This window comes from Longispora albida DSM 44784 (genome assembly GCF_000379825.1).
In the GTDB taxonomy this organism is placed as follows: domain Bacteria; phylum Actinomycetota; class Actinomycetes; order Mycobacteriales; family Micromonosporaceae; genus Longispora; species Longispora albida.
In genome coordinates, this window is the sequence record NZ_KB903825.1 from 25940 (window position 1) to 41274 (window position 15335).

At 71.1% G+C, this 15335-nt stretch carries 17 protein-coding genes and 1 riboswitch; of the genes, 5 read left to right on the forward strand and 12 right to left on the reverse strand.

Features of this window, described 5'->3' with window-relative positions; translation table 11 throughout:
• Nucleotides 1–40: 40 nt before the first annotated feature.
• From pheT to A3G1_RS0113815, 9 genes are all read right to left on the reverse strand, one after another.
• Nucleotides 41–2497, reverse strand: coding sequence for a phenylalanine--tRNA ligase subunit beta (gene pheT, locus A3G1_RS0113775; RefSeq protein ID WP_018350058.1), 2457 nt, complete (start codon nt 2495–2497; stop codon nt 41–43).
• 1 nt (nt 2498) lies between these two features.
• Nucleotides 2499–3566, reverse strand: a complete 1068-nt coding sequence (gene pheS / locus A3G1_RS0113780; protein WP_018350059.1) for a phenylalanine--tRNA ligase subunit alpha — start codon at nt 3564–3566, stop codon at nt 2499–2501.
• 134 nt (nt 3567–3700) lie between these two features.
• Nucleotides 3701–4510: a TrmH family RNA methyltransferase gene (locus A3G1_RS0113785; protein WP_018350060.1), complete on the reverse strand. Its 810-nt coding sequence runs from the start codon at nt 4508–4510 to the stop codon at nt 3701–3703.
• A 19-nt stretch (nt 4511–4529) separates the two neighbouring features.
• The gene (gene rplT / locus A3G1_RS0113790) at nt 4530–4910 is read right to left on the reverse strand and encodes a 50S ribosomal protein L20 (protein ID WP_026212115.1); all 381 of its coding nucleotides are present in this window, start codon (nt 4908–4910) and stop codon (nt 4530–4532) included.
• Nucleotides 4911–4974: 64 nt separating this feature from the next.
• The gene (gene rpmI / locus A3G1_RS0113795; RefSeq protein WP_018350062.1) at nt 4975–5169 is read right to left on the reverse strand and encodes a 50S ribosomal protein L35; all 195 of its coding nucleotides are present in this window, start codon (nt 5167–5169) and stop codon (nt 4975–4977) included.
• A 36-nt stretch (nt 5170–5205) separates the two neighbouring features.
• A complete protein-coding gene (gene infC / locus A3G1_RS0113800; RefSeq protein WP_026212116.1) occupies nt 5206–5805 on the reverse strand; it encodes a translation initiation factor IF-3 in 600 nt (199 codons plus the stop codon).
• Between the two features lie 296 nt (nt 5806–6101).
• Nucleotides 6102–6548, reverse strand: a complete 447-nt coding sequence (locus A3G1_RS0113805) for a PH domain-containing protein (RefSeq protein WP_018350064.1) — start codon at nt 6546–6548, stop codon at nt 6102–6104.
• Between the two features lie 111 nt (nt 6549–6659).
• On the reverse strand, nt 6660–6890 hold the full coding sequence (locus A3G1_RS0113810; RefSeq protein WP_018350065.1) for a hypothetical protein: 231 nt from the start codon (nt 6888–6890) through the stop codon (nt 6660–6662).
• Nucleotides 6891–6954: 64 nt separating this feature from the next.
• A complete protein-coding gene (locus A3G1_RS0113815; RefSeq protein WP_018350066.1) occupies nt 6955–7218 on the reverse strand; it encodes a phosphoribosyl-ATP diphosphatase in 264 nt (87 codons plus the stop codon).
• A 120-nt stretch (nt 7219–7338) separates the two neighbouring features.
• On the opposite strand from A3G1_RS0113815, the gene A3G1_RS0113820 reads away from it, so the two are divergent.
• Entirely contained in the window at nt 7339–8874 is a 1536-nt protein-coding gene (locus tag A3G1_RS0113820) for a phytoene desaturase family protein (RefSeq protein ID WP_018350067.1), read from the forward strand.
• 39 nt (nt 8875–8913) lie between these two features.
• Here A3G1_RS0113820 and ribH read toward each other — a convergent pair whose 3' ends face one another.
• From ribH to A3G1_RS0113835, 3 genes are read right to left on the reverse strand one after another with little or no spacing between them, the layout of a single operon-like run.
• Nucleotides 8914–9384 (reverse strand): 6,7-dimethyl-8-ribityllumazine synthase, encoded by a 471-nt coding sequence (ribH, locus tag A3G1_RS0113825; RefSeq protein WP_018350068.1) that lies wholly within the window; start codon nt 9382–9384, stop codon nt 8914–8916.
• A complete protein-coding gene (locus A3G1_RS34835; RefSeq protein WP_018350069.1) occupies nt 9384–10607 on the reverse strand; it encodes a bifunctional 3,4-dihydroxy-2-butanone-4-phosphate synthase/GTP cyclohydrolase II in 1224 nt (407 codons plus the stop codon). The genes ribH and A3G1_RS34835 overlap by 1 nt, the downstream gene beginning before the upstream one ends.
• Entirely contained in the window at nt 10604–11194 is a 591-nt protein-coding gene (locus A3G1_RS0113835) for a riboflavin synthase (RefSeq protein WP_018350070.1), read from the reverse strand. Before A3G1_RS0113835 ends, A3G1_RS34835 begins: the two co-directional genes overlap by 4 nt.
• A 90-nt stretch (nt 11195–11284) precedes the next feature.
• Nucleotides 11285–11413: riboswitch (FMN riboswitch) on the reverse strand.
• 113 nt (nt 11414–11526) lie between these two features.
• Here A3G1_RS0113835 and A3G1_RS0113840 point away from each other — a divergent pair.
• The 4 genes from A3G1_RS0113840 (at nt 11527) to A3G1_RS34840 (ending at nt 15335) form a co-directional block, all read left to right on the forward strand.
• Complete coding sequence (locus A3G1_RS0113840) at nt 11527–12300, forward strand: ABC transporter permease (RefSeq protein ID WP_018350071.1); 774 nt, start codon at nt 11527–11529, stop codon at nt 12298–12300.
• Nucleotides 12297–13313: an ABC transporter ATP-binding protein gene (locus A3G1_RS0113845; RefSeq protein WP_018350072.1), complete on the forward strand. Its 1017-nt coding sequence runs from the start codon at nt 12297–12299 to the stop codon at nt 13311–13313. The genes A3G1_RS0113840 and A3G1_RS0113845 overlap by 4 nt, the downstream gene beginning before the upstream one ends.
• Before the next feature lie 97 nt (nt 13314–13410).
• Nucleotides 13411–14901 carry a family 20 glycosylhydrolase gene (locus A3G1_RS0113850; RefSeq protein WP_018350073.1) on the forward strand — a complete coding sequence of 497 codons (1491 nt, stop codon included), beginning with the start codon at nt 13411–13413 and terminating at the stop codon, nt 14899–14901.
• A gap of 86 nt (nt 14902–14987) precedes the next feature.
• Nucleotides 14988–15335 (forward strand): SH3 domain-containing protein, encoded by a 348-nt coding sequence (locus A3G1_RS34840; protein WP_157641134.1) that lies wholly within the window; start codon nt 14988–14990, stop codon nt 15333–15335.

Consider the following 15335-nt stretch of genomic DNA (forward strand, 5'->3'; position numbering starts at 1 on the left):
GCCGCATCGCGCGGCAGGGGCCCTCTCGTTGGTACTGGTGTCACGCGCCCCGGAGCACCGCCCCGAACCGCTTCGCGGCCTCGGCGACAGCCGCGTCCCGTACCGCGACCGACTCCTCGCCGGTCAGCGTCCGGTCGGCGGCCCGGAGCGTCAGGCTGTACGCGAGAGACTTGCGGCCCTCGCCCACCTGCTCGCCCTCGAACACGTCGAACAGGCTCAGCGACTCCAGCAGCTCGCCCGCGCCGTCGCGCAGCGCGCCAGCCACCTCGGCCGCCGGTACCGACTGCTCGACGAGCAGCGCCACGTCGATCAGAGCCGGCGGGTACGAGGAGACGAACGGAGCCGGGGCCGCGCCGGGCAGCGGAATCCGGTCCAGCTCGATCTCCATCGCGCACGTGCGCTTCGGCAGCTCCAGCGCCGCGCACACGGCCGGGTGCAGCTCACCGGCGTGGCCGACGAGCGTGTCACCGACGTAGAGCGCCGCGCACCGGCCCGGGTGCCACGGTGCGTGCTGGTCTGCCTTCACCGTCAGCTCGGCCCCGGCGGCGGAAGCGGCGATCCGGGCGGCCTCGATCGCGTCGGCCCAGGTACCCGGCCGGCCCTTACCCCACCAGCCGGCCGGCTCGATGCCCCCGGCCAGCACAGCGGCGACCCGCCACGGCTGGTCGGGGATCAGCGCGTTGACCGCGTCGAGGTCAGCCTCGGCCGGCCGGGCCGTGACGCCCAGCTCCGGCGGCACGCCCCCGCCGGTCACCGGCCGGATGACCCGGCCCAGCTCGAACAGCGCCAGGTCACGGTTGCCCCGGCCCAGGTTCCGCTTGAGGGCGACGAGCAGCGGCGGCAGCAGCGTGGTCCGCAGCAGCGGCTCGGCGTCACTCATCGGGTTGAGCAGCCGGACGGCGTCCCGCCGCGCGTCGTCCTCCGGCAGGCCGAAGGCGTCAGCGAAACCGTCCGCCACGAACGGGTAGCTGACGGCCTCCACGTACCCGGCCTCGGCCAGCGTCCGGCCCACCGACCGCCGCACGCGCTGCGCGCCCGTCAGCCCCGTACCCGGCCGGGACACGACCGGCAGGACACTGGGCACGTTGCCGTACCCGTCGAGCCGGATCACCTCCTCCGCCAGGTCGATCGGGTCGGTCAGGTCCGAGCGCCAGGTCGGGGGCGTGACAGCCTCACCGTCCACAGTGGCGCCCACCGTGGCCAGCAGCCCGGCCACCCGCTCCGCCGAGTACTCGTGCCCGGCGACCCGCGCGGCCAGCCCGGCGGGGAAGGTGATCGCGGCACGCGGCCGGACGGTGTTCACGTCCAGCACGGCCTCGTCGGCCTTGCCCCCGCCGTACTCGGCCAGCAGGCTCACCGCGCGCTCGATCGCGACCAGCGGCAGTGCCGGGTCCACGCCCCGCTCGAACCGCTTGGACGCCTCGCTCGGCAGCTTGTGCCGCCGGGCGGCCCGCGCGACCGTCACCGGGTCCCAGTGGGCGGCCTCGAACAGCACGTCCGTCGTCGACTCCGAGACCTCGGTGGACGCGCCACCCATGATCGCGGCGAGCGAGATGACGCCACTGTCGTCCGCGATGACCAGGTCCTCGGCGTCGAGCTTGCGCTCGGCACCGTCCAGAGTGGTCAGCGTCTCGCCCGGCACCGCGCGCCGGACGACCAGGCCGCCCTGGAGCGCCGAGGCGTCGAAGGCGTGCATCGGCTGGCCGAGGTCGAGCATCACGTAGTTCGTGATGTCCACGGCCAGCGAGATCGGCCGGACACCCGCGTGGGTGAGCCGGGCGGTCAGCCAGGCCGGGGACACCGCCTTCGGGTCCACGCCACGGACCAGCCGCGTCGCGAACCGGTCGCAGCCGTACTCGTCCTCGACCCGCACCGCCGTCGCCGGGCTACCGCCGGCCGGGGTGGCCAGTGCCAGGCCCGGGTCGGTGAACGGCACGCCGAGCTGGTGCGCCAGCTCCCGGGCGATGCCACGGATCGAGAAGCAGTACCCCCGGTCCGGCGTGATCGCCAGCTCGATGATCAGCTCGTCCAGGCCGACCAGCGGCCGGGCGTCCTCACCCGGCGTGCCGGCGGACAGCACGATGATGCCGTCGTGATCGTCGCCCAGGCCCAGCTCACGCGCCGAGCAGATCATGCCGTTGGAGACCCGGCCGTACGTCTTGCGCGCGGCGATGTGGAAGTCGCCCGGCAGCACGCCACCCGGCCGGATCACCACGACGAGGTCGCCCTCGGCGAAGTTCCGCGCGCCGCAGACGATGCTGGTCGGCTCGGCCTCGCCCACGTCCACCATGCAGTACCGGATGGGCTTCTTGAACTCGGTGAGCTCCTCGATGGACACCACCCTGCCGACCACCAGCGGGCCCTGCACGCCAGCACCCAGGTCGGCCAGCTCCTCGACCTCGAGACCCGCGTTCACGAGCGCGGTCTCCAGCTCCGCCGGGGTGATCCCCGCCGGAACATCCATGTGGTCACGCAGCCACGAAAGGGGGAAGCGCATGTCAGACCTCCATCCCGAACGCCGAGGCGAACCGGATGTCGCCTTCCACCATGTCCCGCATGTCACTGACCCCGTGCCGGAACATCAGGGTCCGCTCGATGCCCATCCCGAACGCGAAACCGGAGTACACCTCCGGGTCGATCCCGCAGGCACGCAGCACGCGCGGGTTGACCATCCCGCAGCCGCCCCACTCGACCCAGCGCGGCCCGTCCCTGTGCTGGGGGAACCACAGGTCCACCTCCGCCGACGGCTCGGTGAACGGGAAGTACGAGGGGCGCAGCCGGACACCTGCCTCCGGCCCGAACACGGTGCGGGCGAAGTGGTCCAGCGTGCCCTTGAGGTTGGCCATCGTGATGCCCTTGTCGACCACCAGGCCCTCGATCTGGTGGAAGGCCGCGGCGTGCGTGGCGTCCAGCTCGTCGGTCCGGTACGTCCGCCCGGGGCAGACGATGTAGATCGGCGGCTTGCGGGTCAGCATCGTGCGGATCTGCACCGAGGACGTGTGCGGGCGCAGCACCAGGTCCCGCTCGGCCGGGTCGAGATAGAACGTGTCCATCATCGTCCGGGCCGGGTGGTCCTTGCCGATGTTGAGCGCGTCGAAGGCGAACCAGGTGTGCTCCACCTCCGGGCCCTCGGCCACCTCGTAGCCCATGCCGACGAACAGGTCGGCCATCCGGTCGGCGAGCGTGGTCAGCGGGTGCCGGGCACCGCGCGGCCTGCGGTCGTAGGGCAGGGTCACGTCCACGGTCTCCTCGACCAGGACGCGGCGGTCACGCTCGGCGGCCAGGTCTGCCTCCCGCGCGTCGTACGCCGCCTGGGCCGCGACCCTGGCCGCGTTCACCCGCTGACCGGCCTCGGACTTGGCGTGCGGGGGCAGCGAGCCGATCTCCCGGCGGGCCAGCGAGATCGGGGCCCGGTCCCCGAGGTGCAGGTGCTTGACGGCCACGAGGGCGTCGAGATCACCGGCCTCAGCGAACGCCTTCTCCGCCTCGGCCACCGCCTCGGCGAGCGCGGCCGGGTCCAGCAGGGAAGCCTGCTTGGGATCGTACGGATCATTCCGGTAAGTCATGGTTCTCCCATAAGACTGCGACTCGGAGAGTCTAGTGACACGCGGTCACGCGGCTGGGCCGCAGCCCGCCGTAGTCCAGGGAGACCGGGAGAACTAGCTCCGGTGCCCGCGCACGGCGGGCCGGCTAAACAGAGTCATGACGCGGCCTCCTTCCGGCGCTGATGGCTCGCTGAAGAATACAAGCATACGGCCGCCGCCGCAGCCAGGTTCAGGCTCTCGGCCCTGCCGTGGATCGGTACCCGGACGCGGGCGTCCGCCGCCTCCAGCAGCTCCTGCGGCAGCCCGTGCGCCTCGGAGCCGAACAGCCAGGCCGTCGGGCGGGACAGCCGGGCGTGGCCCAGCTCGTCCAGGGACTCGGCCCCGTACCCGGTGGTCGCGAAGACCTGCAGGCCGGCGTCCTTCAGCGCGGTCACGACCCCCAGCGGGGAGCCGCCTCGGACCACGTCCACATGGAACAGGCTGCCGGCCGTCGAGCGGACGCACTTGCCGTTGTAGGGGTCGACGCTCGCGTCCGTGAAGACCACGGCGTCGGCACCGGCGGCGTCCGCCGTGCGGAGCACCGTACCGGCGTTGCCCGGATCGCGGATCTCGTTGAGCACCGCGACGAGCTGCGGCCGGGCGACCAGGGCTTCGGTGAGCGGCACGTCCACGTACTCGCACACCGCCACGACGCCCTGCGGCTGCACCGTCTCGCTCAGCGAGGCCAGGCCTGCCTCGGTCACGACGGACACCCTGGGCGCGTCGAAGCCGTACCGGCCGAGCGTCTCCTCCGTGCCGAACAGCTCGACGACCACGCCAGCGGTGATCGCCTCCCGGACGGCCTGCGGCCCCTCGGCGAGGAACCGCCGCCCGGCGTCGGCGTACCTGCGGCGCAGCAGTTTCCGGGCAGCAGAAACCCGGGGGGTCCGCTCCGTGAACGGAACGATCCCCCCGGGCCTGGTCATACCTGTGTACCTATACCGCTCAGGCGGCCTTGGCGGCCTGCTGCGTCGGGGACGCCGCGCGGGCGACCTCGACGATGGCGGCGAACGCCGGGGCGTCGTGCACGGCGATGTCGGCGAGAACCTTGCGGTCCACCTCGACACCGGCCAGGCGCAGGCCCTCGATGAAGCGGTTGTAGGTCATCCCGTTCGCACGCACGGCGGCGTTGATACGGGTGATCCACAGCTTGCGGAAGTCGCCCTTACGCTTGCGGCGGTCCCGGTAGGCGTAGGTCATCGAGTGGAGCATCTGCTCCTTGGCCTTGCGGTACAGCCGAGAGCGCTGGCCACGGTAGCCGCTGGCCTGCTCGAGGATGACGCGACGCTTCTTCTGGGCGTTGACAGCCCTCTTCACGCGTGCCACGGTTCATTACTCCTTGTGTAACTGCCTCGCGCCGGGGCGAGGAACGAGCGGGACGGTGAAGGGGCTACTTGCCCAGCAGGCGCTTGACGCGCTTGGCGTCGGCGGGCGAGACCTCGGTGATGCCGCTCATCGCGCGGGTCTGCTTCGAGGACTTGACCTCGAGCAGGTGGCGCTTGCCGGTCTTCTCGCGCATCAACTTGCCGGAGCCGGTCACCCGGATTCGCTTGCCAGTGCCGGTGTGGCTCTTCTGCTTCGGCATCGCTCTACTCTCCTACGTACTGACTGAAATTAGGTCTTACTCGGCGGCCGGCGCTTCGGCCTCGACCGGAGCGTCCTCGGCCGGCTCGTCCGCTGACGCGCCACCCTTGACCGCTGCGGCCTTCACCGTGCGGTGCGGCGCGAGGACCATGATCATGTTCCGCCCGTCCTGCTTGGGGGCGGATTCGACGAACCCGAGGTCCGTGATCTCCTCGGCGAGCTTGCGCAGCAGGCGGAAGCCCAGTTCCGGGCGGCTCTGCTCACGACCACGGAACATGATCGTGACCTTGACCTTGTCACCGGCCTTCAGGAACCGCACGACGTGACCCTTCTTGGTCTCGTAGTCGTGCGAGTCGATCTTCGGGCGGAGCTTCATCTCCTTGATGACGGTCTGCTGCTGGTTCCGCCGAGCCTCACGCGCCTTCAGCGCGGTCTCGTACTTGAACTTGCCGTAGTCCATGAGCTTGCACACGGGCGGGCGAGCCATGGGTGCGACTTCGACCAGATCCAGATCGACGTCCGACGCCAGCTGCAGAGCCTGCTCGAGCGGGACGATGCCCACCTGCTCACCCTGCGGGCCAACCAATCGGACCTCGCGCGCACGGATCTGCTCGTTTACGCGGACGTCGGCGCTGATGGGGCCTCCTCGTTTAGTGCCTGGTCAGTGCGTCGCCCTCCAACGCGAAGAAGCCCCGGCACGCATGCCAGGGCCCCAACTCGACCGGTCACGTGCCAGACGGCACGCTGCGCCAGCCACACTCGTGTGGCCACACACCAGGAGAACCCGCTCGGGGCTCTCTCCAGGACCGGGACCCGGCTGCCATCAGCGGCTCGGGTGGGAGCGGGGCTCCGCTTTGACTGCCATCACAGGGGACGGCGCGGTCGACCTGGCCAGCGTACACCATGCCCCGGGCCGGCGCCCGGCGGTCCCGATCACACCCCGGAGGCTGTGGCCCTGGCCGAGCTGTGCAGGGCGCGCAGGCCACGGACGGCCTCGACTGCGTACCCCTTGTCGGTGGCCTGCACCGCCATGACGGCGAGCACGTCGTCGCTCTCCAGCTCCAGGGTCACCCACGGGCTGCCCCGGTCGAAGCGGATCTCGCGGACCACGTCCCAGGGCAGGTCGTACTTGCCAGCCAGGTTGGTGACCCTGATCCCGGCCTCGTCGGCCTCGACCTTGAGCCGGGTGAACCACAGGATCGCGCCAGCCCCCAGCCAGCCGAGGACGATCATGGCGATCTGGTCACCGACCCCGAAGACGACAACGCCTTCCTTCTCCCCGCGCAGGCCCAGCGCCACCACGGTGAACACGAGCGCGACCGCGGCGGCGGCGATGACGCAGACGATCCGGGCGCGGCGGGGCCTGGCGGTGACAGTCATGCGCGAAGGGTACCGAGCAGAGCCGGGGTCACAGACGGCAGGCGTGGATGCCGGTGACGAGGATCCCCCGCGCGGTGCAGCGGGGACACGGTCGGCGACTCGATGCCGGGGTCAGCGCGCAGGCCGCGTCGAGGTGGCGGCCCGGACGTCGTAGCTGAGCATCACGTACTCGCGGGCGGCCAGTACACCGTGGAGCCGGCGGGTGACCTGGGCGGCGCCGGAGCCCACGTACGTGGCGATGTCGCGGGGCCGGAGGTAGAAGAACTCGACGCCGGCGGCGGGGACGGCCCACGTCAGGTCACGCTCGGAGGCGCGCTGGCGGTACCCGGCCTCGCAGAACATGGCTGCCGCCGGGGCCGCGAGGGGCCTGAGCCGGGGAGGGCGATCCGGAGCACGGTACGGGGAATCAGAGGTGTTTGTAGACGTCCTTGAGCTCCAGGCCGCAGGCGAGCATCAGGACCTGGGCGTGGTAGAGCAGCTGGGAGATCTCCTCGGCGGCGCGCTCCGGCGTCTCGTGCTCGGCGGCCATCCAGGATTCGGCGGCCTCCTCGACGACCTTCTTGCCGATCGCGTGCACGCCGGCCTCCAGCGCGGCGACGGTCCCGGAGCCGGGGGTGCGTGCCGCAGCGGTGGCCGACAGTTCAGCGAACAGTTCGTCGAAGGTCTTCACGGGCCTCATTCTGCCAGCTGTGACAGCCCTCCCCTGGCAGCCCGGAGGCTGTGTCACATGCCGGGAAAGCCGGCCGGCAAAACCGCCAGTTGATCGCCAGGTGCCGATACCCTCGGGGCTATGAACAGCGCTGACGTGGTCATCATCGGTTCTGGGCACAACGGTCTGGTCTCCGCGGTGCTGCTGGCCCGCGCCGGGCTGGACGTCGTGGTGCTGGAGGCGGCATCCGAGCTGGGCGGTGCCACCCGCACCGAGCACCCCTTCCCCAAGGTGCCGGGGCTCGGCCAGTCGACCGGGTCGTACCTGCTCGGCCTGATGCCGCCGGAGCTGATGCGGACCCTGGACGTGAGCCTGCCGGTGCTGCGCCGCGAGCCGCACTACTTCCTGCCGACGCCCGGCTCGCAGTACCTGCTGTTCGGCAGCGATCCGGCCGCGACCAGGGCGCAGATGGCCGAGTTCTTCTCCCCCGCAGACGTGGCGGCCGACGAGGCGATGCAGGCGGAGATCGCCGCGCTGCGCGAGGACCTGGCCCCGGCCTGGCTGCTGCCGCCGGAGACCGCCGAGGCGACCGCCGAGCGCTACATCCGGCCGCAGCTCCGCCAGGTCTTCCTCGATCTCGTACGGGGCTCGGTGGCTGACTATCTGGCGCGCTTCGAGTTCCAGAGCGAACTGCTCATTTCCATGTACGCGGTGACCGACGGCCTCTCCGGCCTCAACGCCGGCCCCGACGACCCCGGTACCGGGCACAACTTCCTCGTGCACAACATGTGCCGCCTCCCGGGCGCCGGCGGCACGTGGATGATCGTGGCCGGCGGCATGGGTACCGTGTCGCGGACCTTCGCCGACGCCGCCGTGAAGGCCGGGGCCCGGATCGAGACCGACGCCCGGGTCAGGAGGGTGCTGACCAGCGGCGGCGCGGTGTCCGGTGTGGAGCTCGCCGACGGGCGGGAGTGGCGCGCGCCGGTCGTGCTGGGCGCCTGCGACCCGTACCAGCTGATGGAGCTGGCCGACCTGCCCGAGGACCTGACCAGCCGGATGTCGGCGGTGCGGAGGACCGGCACGACGCTCAAGGTGAACCTGGCGCTGAGCGACCTCCCCCGGTTCTCCTGCCTGCCGGACGGCGAGCGTAACCCGTGGGGCTCGACGATCCACCTGCTGCCGGGCTCGGGTGGCGAGGAGCCGCCGATGGCCGCGCTGCGCCGGATGTGGGCCCAGGTGCAGGCCGGGCAGCTGCCGGACGAGCCGACGATCGAGTGGTACGTGCACACCACCGTCGACCCTTCGCTCCAGGACGCGGCCGGGCACCACTCGTCTGCGCTGTTCGTCCAGTCGGTCCCCTACGCCCCGGACGACCCCGACTGGGACTCCTATGTGGAGCACCTGCTGGGCATCTGCGAGCGGTACGCGCCGGGCACGCGCGACCTGGTCGCCGACATGTACCCGCTCAACCCGCAGGGCATCGAGCAGCATTTCGGGATCACGGGCGGGCACATCCACCACGTCGACAACACGGTGTCCTTCGCCGACCGGATGCCGTACGCGACCGGCGTGCCGGGCCTCTACGCCGGCTCGGCCGGCTGCCACCCGGCCGGGAGCGTGATCGGCGCGGCCGGCCACAACGCGGCCCAGCTCATCCTGCACGACCTGGCGACATGAGAAGGACGGGCACCCTGCCGGGTGCCCGTCCTCTCGGTACTAGCTCAGTGCGCGGAGCGTGAGGGCGGCGTCGAGGACGGCGACCGCCGTCGACCAGCCCTTGTCCTCCGAGGAACCTTCGAGTCCTGCCCGGTCCTTGGCCTGGTCGAGGGTGTTCACGGTGAGCACGCCGTGCCCGACCGGCGTGGCCTCGTCCAGGGCCACCCGGGTCAGGCCCTCGGTGACCGAGTCGCACACGTAGTCGAAGTGTGCCGTCTCGCCGCGGATCACGACGCCGAGGGCGACCACCGCGTCGTACTTACGGGCCAGCGCCTGCGCCACGACCGGCAGCTCGACCGAGCCGGCCACCCGCCGGACGTCCACAGTGGTCACACCGCACGCCTTGGCCGCGGCCTCGGCCCGGGCGACGAGCTGGTCGGTGATGTCGTGGTGCCAGCGGGCCGCGACGATGCCCAGCGACAGGCCGGCAGCGTCCACGGTGTCCACGGCGTCCGCGCCGAACCCGGCCATCAGGCACTCTCCTTCGCGGTGTTCAGGTCGATCAGGTGCCCCATCCTGTCACGCTTGGTCCGCAGATAGCCGACGTTCTCCGGCGTTTCGCGGCTGGGCAGCGGGACCCGGCCGAGGACCTCCAGGCCGTAGCCCTCCAGCCCGGCACGCTTGGCCGGGTTGTTGGTCAGCAGCCGCATGGTCTTCACGCCGAGGTCGGCGAGGATCTGCGCGCCGGTGCCGTAGTCGCGGGCGTCGGCCGGCAGGCCCAGGTCCAGGTTGGCGTCCACGGTGTCGCGGCCGAGATCCTGGAGCTGGTACGCCTGGAGCTTGTGCAGCAGGCCGATCCCCCGGCCCTCGTGGCCACGGACGTAGAGCACGACGCCCCGGCCCTCGGCGGCAACCAGGTCCAGCGCCGACTCCAGCTGCGGGCCGCAGTCGCAGCGCAGGGAGCCGAACACGTCACCGGTGAGGCATTCGGAGTGCACGCGGACCAGCACGTCCTCGCCGTCGCCGATCTCGCCGTACACGAGGGCGATGTGCTCGGTCGGGTCGAAGTTCACCCGGTACCCGATGGCGCGGAACTCGCCCATCGGCAGCGGCAGCCGGGCCTCTGCTGCCCGCTCGACCTGCTTCTCCGCCCGCCGCCGGTACGCGATGAGGTCGGCGATCGTGATCAGGAGCAGGCCGTGCTCCTCACAGAACTTCTCCAGGTCCGGCAGGCGCATCATCGTGCCGTCGGGGTTGATGATCTCGCAGATGACGCCGGCTGGCTTGCGCCCGGCCAGCTTCGCCAGGTCCACGCCGGCCTCGGTGTGGCCGGGGCGGCGGAGCACGCCGCCGGGCTTGGCACGCAGCGGGAACACGTGACCGGGGCGTACCAGGTCGTCCGGAACGCTCGCCGGGTCGGCCAGCAGCTGGATCGTCCGGGTACGGTCGGCGGCGGAGATGCCGGTGGTGATGCCCTCGCGGGCGTCCACGGAGACCGTGAAGGCCGTGCCGTGCTTCTCCGTGTTGTTGCTGACCATGTCGTCGATGTGCAGCCGTTCGAGGTCGGAGCCCTCCATCGGCACGCAGAGCAGGCCACGGCAGTGGGTCATCATGAACGCGACCAGCTCCGGGGTCACCGCGTCGGCGGCGAAGACGAAGTCGCCCTCGTTCTCCCGGTCCTCGTCGTCGACGACCACGATGCCCTGCCCGGCCGCGATGGCGGCGACGGCTTCTTCGATGCTCGCGAAAGTCATGACGTCCTCACCAGCTTCTCGACGTACTTGGCGATCACGTCGATCTCAAGGTTGACCAGGTCACCGGGGCCCTTGCGGCCGAGCGTGGTGAGTTCGAGGGTGGTGGGGATCAGGCTGACGGTGAAGCTCTCCTCGTCGAGGGCGCTGACCGTGAGCGAGATGCCGTCCACAGTGATCGAGCCCTTCTCGACCACATACCGGTTGAGGTCGGCCGGGAGCGTGATCCGGACGTCCTCCCAGCCGCCGCCCGGCGACCGGCTGATGATCGAGCCGGTCCCGTCGACGTGGCCCTGGACGAGGTGCCCGCCGAGCCGCGTGCTGAGCGTGGCGGCCCGTTCGAGGTTGACGCGGTCGCCGACCTGGAGAGCGCCGAGCGAGCTGCGGTCGAAGGATTCCTTCATGACGTCGGCCGTGAACGCGTCACCCTCGTTCGTGACGACCGTCAGGCACACGCCGTTGACCGCGATCGAGTCGCCGTGCTGGGCGTCCTTGGTGACTTTCGGGCCCCGGACGGTGATCACGGCTTCGGAGCCGCGCCACTCGAGGGCGACGAGTTCGCCGAGTTCCTCGACGATTCCCGTGAACATAGATGCTGACCCCTTCAATAGGTTTGAGGGGCGCAGGGGCACGGGGTGGCACGCGCGTACACGAAAAAGCACGCGGACCACCCGGCCTCCGCGCGCTGAACTCCCATCCGGACTCTCACCGTCGGCCCCGTGATTTCAACGGGTCAACCGGTCACTGGCTGTGACCGGGTCGCGGGCTCTCACCGCCGGTTCGGAATTGCACCGACCCCGCCAGCGCGTGGTGGGTTCTACCCGTCAGTTTCGCACGGGCCGGGGCGGCCACCGAGCATGGGAGACGGAGTTCACAGCCAGTAGGGTGTCTGCGTGAGACGTCCCCGCCATGCCCTGATGTCGTGAAAAGGCGCGTTCCCGCAGCTCTGCTGGGGCCTGCGCTGATCGGGCTGGCCCTGCTGGTGCTGCCGCTGGCCGGGCTGGTGATCCGGGCGCCGTGGCGGGGCATCGGCACCCGGCTGGCCGATCCGGCCGTGCTGGAGGCCCTGCGGTTGTCCATCGTCACGGCCACCTGCGCGACCGTTCTGGCGATTTTCTTCGGTGTACCGCTGGCGTGGCTGCTCGCCCGCGTCGCGTTCCGTGGTCGCCGGTTCGTGCGGGCGCTCGTGACGCTGCCGCTGGTCCTGCCGCCGGTCGTCGGGGGCGTGGCGCTGCTGCTCGTGTTCGGCCGGCGCGGCCTGGTCGGCGAGTGGCTCGAACCGCTGGGGATCACGCTGCCGTTCACGACGGCGGGTGTCGTGCTGGCCGAGACGTTCGTGGCGATGCCGTTCCTGGTCATCGCGGTAGAGGGGGCGCTGCGCGGAGCCGACGAGCGGTACGAGGAGGCCGCGGCGACCCTGGGTGCCAGCCGGCTCACCGCCTTCCGCCGGGTGACGCTCCCGCTCGCCATGCCCGGTATCGCGGCCGGGGCCGTGCTGTGCTGGGCGCGGGCGCTCGGCGAGTTCGGGGCGACGATCACGTTCGCCGGGAACTTCCCCGGGCGGACGCAGACCATGCCGCTGGCCGTGTACCTGGCGCTGGAGACCGACCCGGCGGCGGCCATCACGCTCAGCCTGGTCCTGCTGGCCGTCAGCATCACGATCCTCGCGCTGCTGCGGGACCGGTGGGTGTCATGAGCCTCGTCGCGGAGCTGCGGGTACGGCTGGTGGATGTGCGGTTCGAGGTGGCGGCCGGTGAGACCGTGGCGATCCTCGGCCCGAACGGGGCCGGCAAGTCCACTGTGCTGCGGGCCCTGGCCGGGCTGCTGCCGAGCGGCGGGCCGGTGAGCCTGGCCGGGGAACGGATCGACCACCTGCCGCCGGAGCGGCGCGCGACGGGCGTCGTCTTCCAGGACTACTTGTTGTTCCCGCACTTGTCGGCCCTGGAGAACGTGGCGTTCGGGCCGAGGTGCGCGGGCGTCGCGCGGGCGCAGGCGCGGGCCGTGGCCGCCGAATGGCTGGAACGGGTCGGGCTCGGTGAGTACGCGAAGGCGAAGCCCGGGCAGCTGTCGGGCGGCCAGGCACAGCGGGTGGCGCTGGCCAGGGCACTGGCGACCGGGCCACGCCTGCTGCTGATGGACGAGCCGCTGGCCGCGCTCGACGCACGGAGCCGGCTGGAGATCCGGGCACAGCTGCGCCGGCACCTGAGCGAGTTCGCCGGGCCGTCGGTGCTGGTCACGCACGATCCGCTGGACGCGATGACGCTGGCCGGGCGGGTGCTGCTGCTGGAGGACGGGCGGATCACACAGGACGGCAGCCCGGCGGAGATCACGTCGCGGCCGAGAACGGAGTACGCGGCGACGCTGGCCGGGCTCAACCTGTACCGGGGGGACGCCGAGCGGGGCGTCGTGCGCTCTGGGGACGCGGTGCTGGTGACGGACTCGGGGCTGGGTGGCGACGTGTTCGTGGCCTTCCCGCCCTCGGCCGTCGCGCTGTACCGGAGCCGGCCGGACGGCAGCCCCCGGAACGTGTGGCCGGGGCGTGTGGCCGGGGTGGACCAGCACGGGGACCGGGTCAGGGTGACCGTGGAGGGCGTGCTGCCGGTGACGGCGGACGTGACGCCGGCGGCGCTCGCCGCGCTGGAACTGGCGCCCGGGTCCGAGGTCTGGGCCGCGGTGAAGGCTGCGGAGACTCATGCCTATCCGGCCTAGTACCGGCTAGTAATGGCTGATTTTCGTTTTTAGTGGCTTTTGGCCGGGTTGGCCGGGAGGATCAGAGCCAGCCAGCCCGGTACAAAGGAGACTTGCCGTGCCCATCCTCCGCTCGTTCGCGCTCGCAGCGGTCATGGTCCTGCCCTCGATCCCCGGCCAGCCGGTGACAGCGGGGCCGCCGCCGCAGACCGTTCCGGCGCTCCAGGAGTGGAAGGCCGAGCCGGGGAACTACACGTTCGGGCCGGGCAGCCGGGTCGTGGTCGATCCGGCGCACGCCGCCGAGCTGGCCGCCGACGCGGCCCTCTTCGCCGAGGATCTCCAGGCGCTGACCCGCCGGCCGGTGACCGTGACCCGGGAGAAGGCCCGGGCCGGGGACATCGTGCTGACCCTGGGCGGATCGGGAGACGCCGAGGGGTACACGATGCGGAGCGGATCGACGGTGACCATCCAGGGGCGGGCGAGCACCGGGGTCTTCTACGGCACGCGGACCGTGCTGCAGCTGCTCAAGCAGGGCAACACGATCCCGGCGGGCACCGCGCGGGACTGGCCGGAGAAGCCGGAGCGCGGCCTGATGATCGACCAGGGCCGGAAGTTCTTCTCCGTGGACTGGGTGAAGCGGCACATCCGGGAGCTGGCGTACCTGAAGCTCAACACGTTCCACTTCCACCTGTCCGACTCGCAGGGCTTCCGGCTGGAGAGCACGAGCCATCCGGAGGTGGTGTCGGCGCAGCGGTACACGAAGGCCGAGATGGCGGAGCTGATCGCGCTCGCCGCGAGGTACCACGTCACGGTGATCCCCGAGATCGACATGCCCGGGCACATGAACGCCGTCCTGACCCCGCACCCGGAACTCCAGCTCAGGACGGCCGGCGGCACGGCGGATCCGTACTATCTGGACCTCTCCAAGGAGGGCGCGTACGTCCTGGCGAGCGAGCTGATCAACGAGTACCTGCCGCTCTTCCCCGGCCCGTACTGGCACGTCGGGGCCGACGAGTACGTCCTGAACTACGGGCAGTACCCGCAGCTGCTGGAGTACGCCCGGAGCCACTACGGGGCCGAGGCCACGGCCAAGGACACCTACTACGGCTTCGTCAACTGGGTGAACGACCTGGTCCGGGCGCAGGGCAAGACGCTGCGGATGTGGAACGACGGGATCAAGAACGGCGACGGCGCGATCGAGCCGCACCCGAGCATCGTCGTCGACTACTGGTTCTCGTTCGGCCTGAGCCCCCAGCAGCTCCTCGACCGGGGACACGTCATCGCGAACCAGTCGTGGACCCCGACGTACTACGTGCTCGGCGGCCAGAAGCCCGACACGCAGTGGATGTACGAGACGTGGCGGCCCGGGCGCTTCGAGGACGGCCAGCTCGTCACGATGCCCTCCCGGAACCGGGGCACGATGCTCCACGTGTGGTGCGACAACCCGGACGCGGAGACGGAGGACCAGATCGCCGCCGGGATCAGGTACCCGCTGCGGGCGCTCGCCCAGGGCACGTGGGGGTCACCGAAGCCGGTCGCGTCCTATGCGGACTTCGTGGCGTTTGCCGACCGGGCCGGCCGGGTACCGGGCTTCCAGGGCAGCAGCTGAGCGGGCCGTCCGTCCAATGTGAGGGTTGTGTAAAGGCGTGGCCATCGATAGTATCGACGCTTGTCGATTACTTGGAGGTGGCACACATGAAACGCGTCTCAGTACTCGCAGCAACCCTGATGTTCGCCGCGACGGCTGGCGTGCTCGGCGCGAGCCCCGCGTCCGCAGAGCCAGCCGCCGAGGGCCAGGCCCTCCTCGCGACCCGGGTGTACTCCACGGTGAACGGGCTGAACATCCGCACCGGCCCCGGCACCGGCTACACCTCGGTCGGCCAGATGCAGGCCGGCCAGTCACTGCCGTGCCCCAGCTCTGGCTGCACGCTCGTCACCGGCGGGCTCTACAACCAGTGCGGGGGCGACTCCCGCTTCTGGGACAAGGTGATCTACGGCGGCGTCACGCGGTACGTCGCGTCCCGTTGCACGACCTGGCGCTGA

Excerpts from the sequence above, each read along its gene's own strand:
- pheT (WP_018350058.1), bottom strand. The coding sequence starts at position 2,497 with ATGCGCTTCCCCCTTTCGTGGCTGCGTGACCACATGGATGTTCCGGCG.
- pheS (WP_018350059.1), bottom strand. The coding sequence starts at position 3,566 with ATGACTTACCGGAATGATCCGTACGATCCCAAGCAGGCTTCCCTGCTG.
- A3G1_RS0113785 (WP_018350060.1), bottom strand. The coding sequence starts at position 4,510 with ATGACCAGGCCCGGGGGGATCGTTCCGTTCACGGAGCGGACCCCCCGG.
- rpmI (WP_018350062.1), bottom strand. The coding sequence starts at position 5,169 with ATGCCGAAGCAGAAGAGCCACACCGGCACTGGCAAGCGAATCCGGGTG.
- A3G1_RS0113805 (WP_018350064.1), bottom strand. The coding sequence starts at position 6,548 with ATGACTGTCACCGCCAGGCCCCGCCGCGCCCGGATCGTCTGCGTCATC.
- A3G1_RS0113810 (WP_018350065.1), bottom strand. The coding sequence starts at position 6,890 with ATGTTCTGCGAGGCCGGGTACCGCCAGCGCGCCTCCGAGCGTGACCTG.
- A3G1_RS0113820 (WP_018350067.1), top strand. The coding sequence starts at position 7,339 with ATGAACAGCGCTGACGTGGTCATCATCGGTTCTGGGCACAACGGTCTG.
- ribH (WP_018350068.1), bottom strand. The coding sequence starts at position 9,384 with ATGGCCGGGTTCGGCGCGGACGCCGTGGACACCGTGGACGCTGCCGGC.
- A3G1_RS34835 (WP_018350069.1), bottom strand. The coding sequence starts at position 10,607 with ATGACTTTCGCGAGCATCGAAGAAGCCGTCGCCGCCATCGCGGCCGGG.
- A3G1_RS0113835 (WP_018350070.1), bottom strand. The coding sequence starts at position 11,194 with ATGTTCACGGGAATCGTCGAGGAACTCGGCGAACTCGTCGCCCTCGAG.
- A3G1_RS0113845 (WP_018350072.1), top strand. The coding sequence starts at position 12,297 with ATGAGCCTCGTCGCGGAGCTGCGGGTACGGCTGGTGGATGTGCGGTTC.
- A3G1_RS34840 (WP_157641134.1), top strand. The coding sequence starts at position 14,988 with ATGAAACGCGTCTCAGTACTCGCAGCAACCCTGATGTTCGCCGCGACG.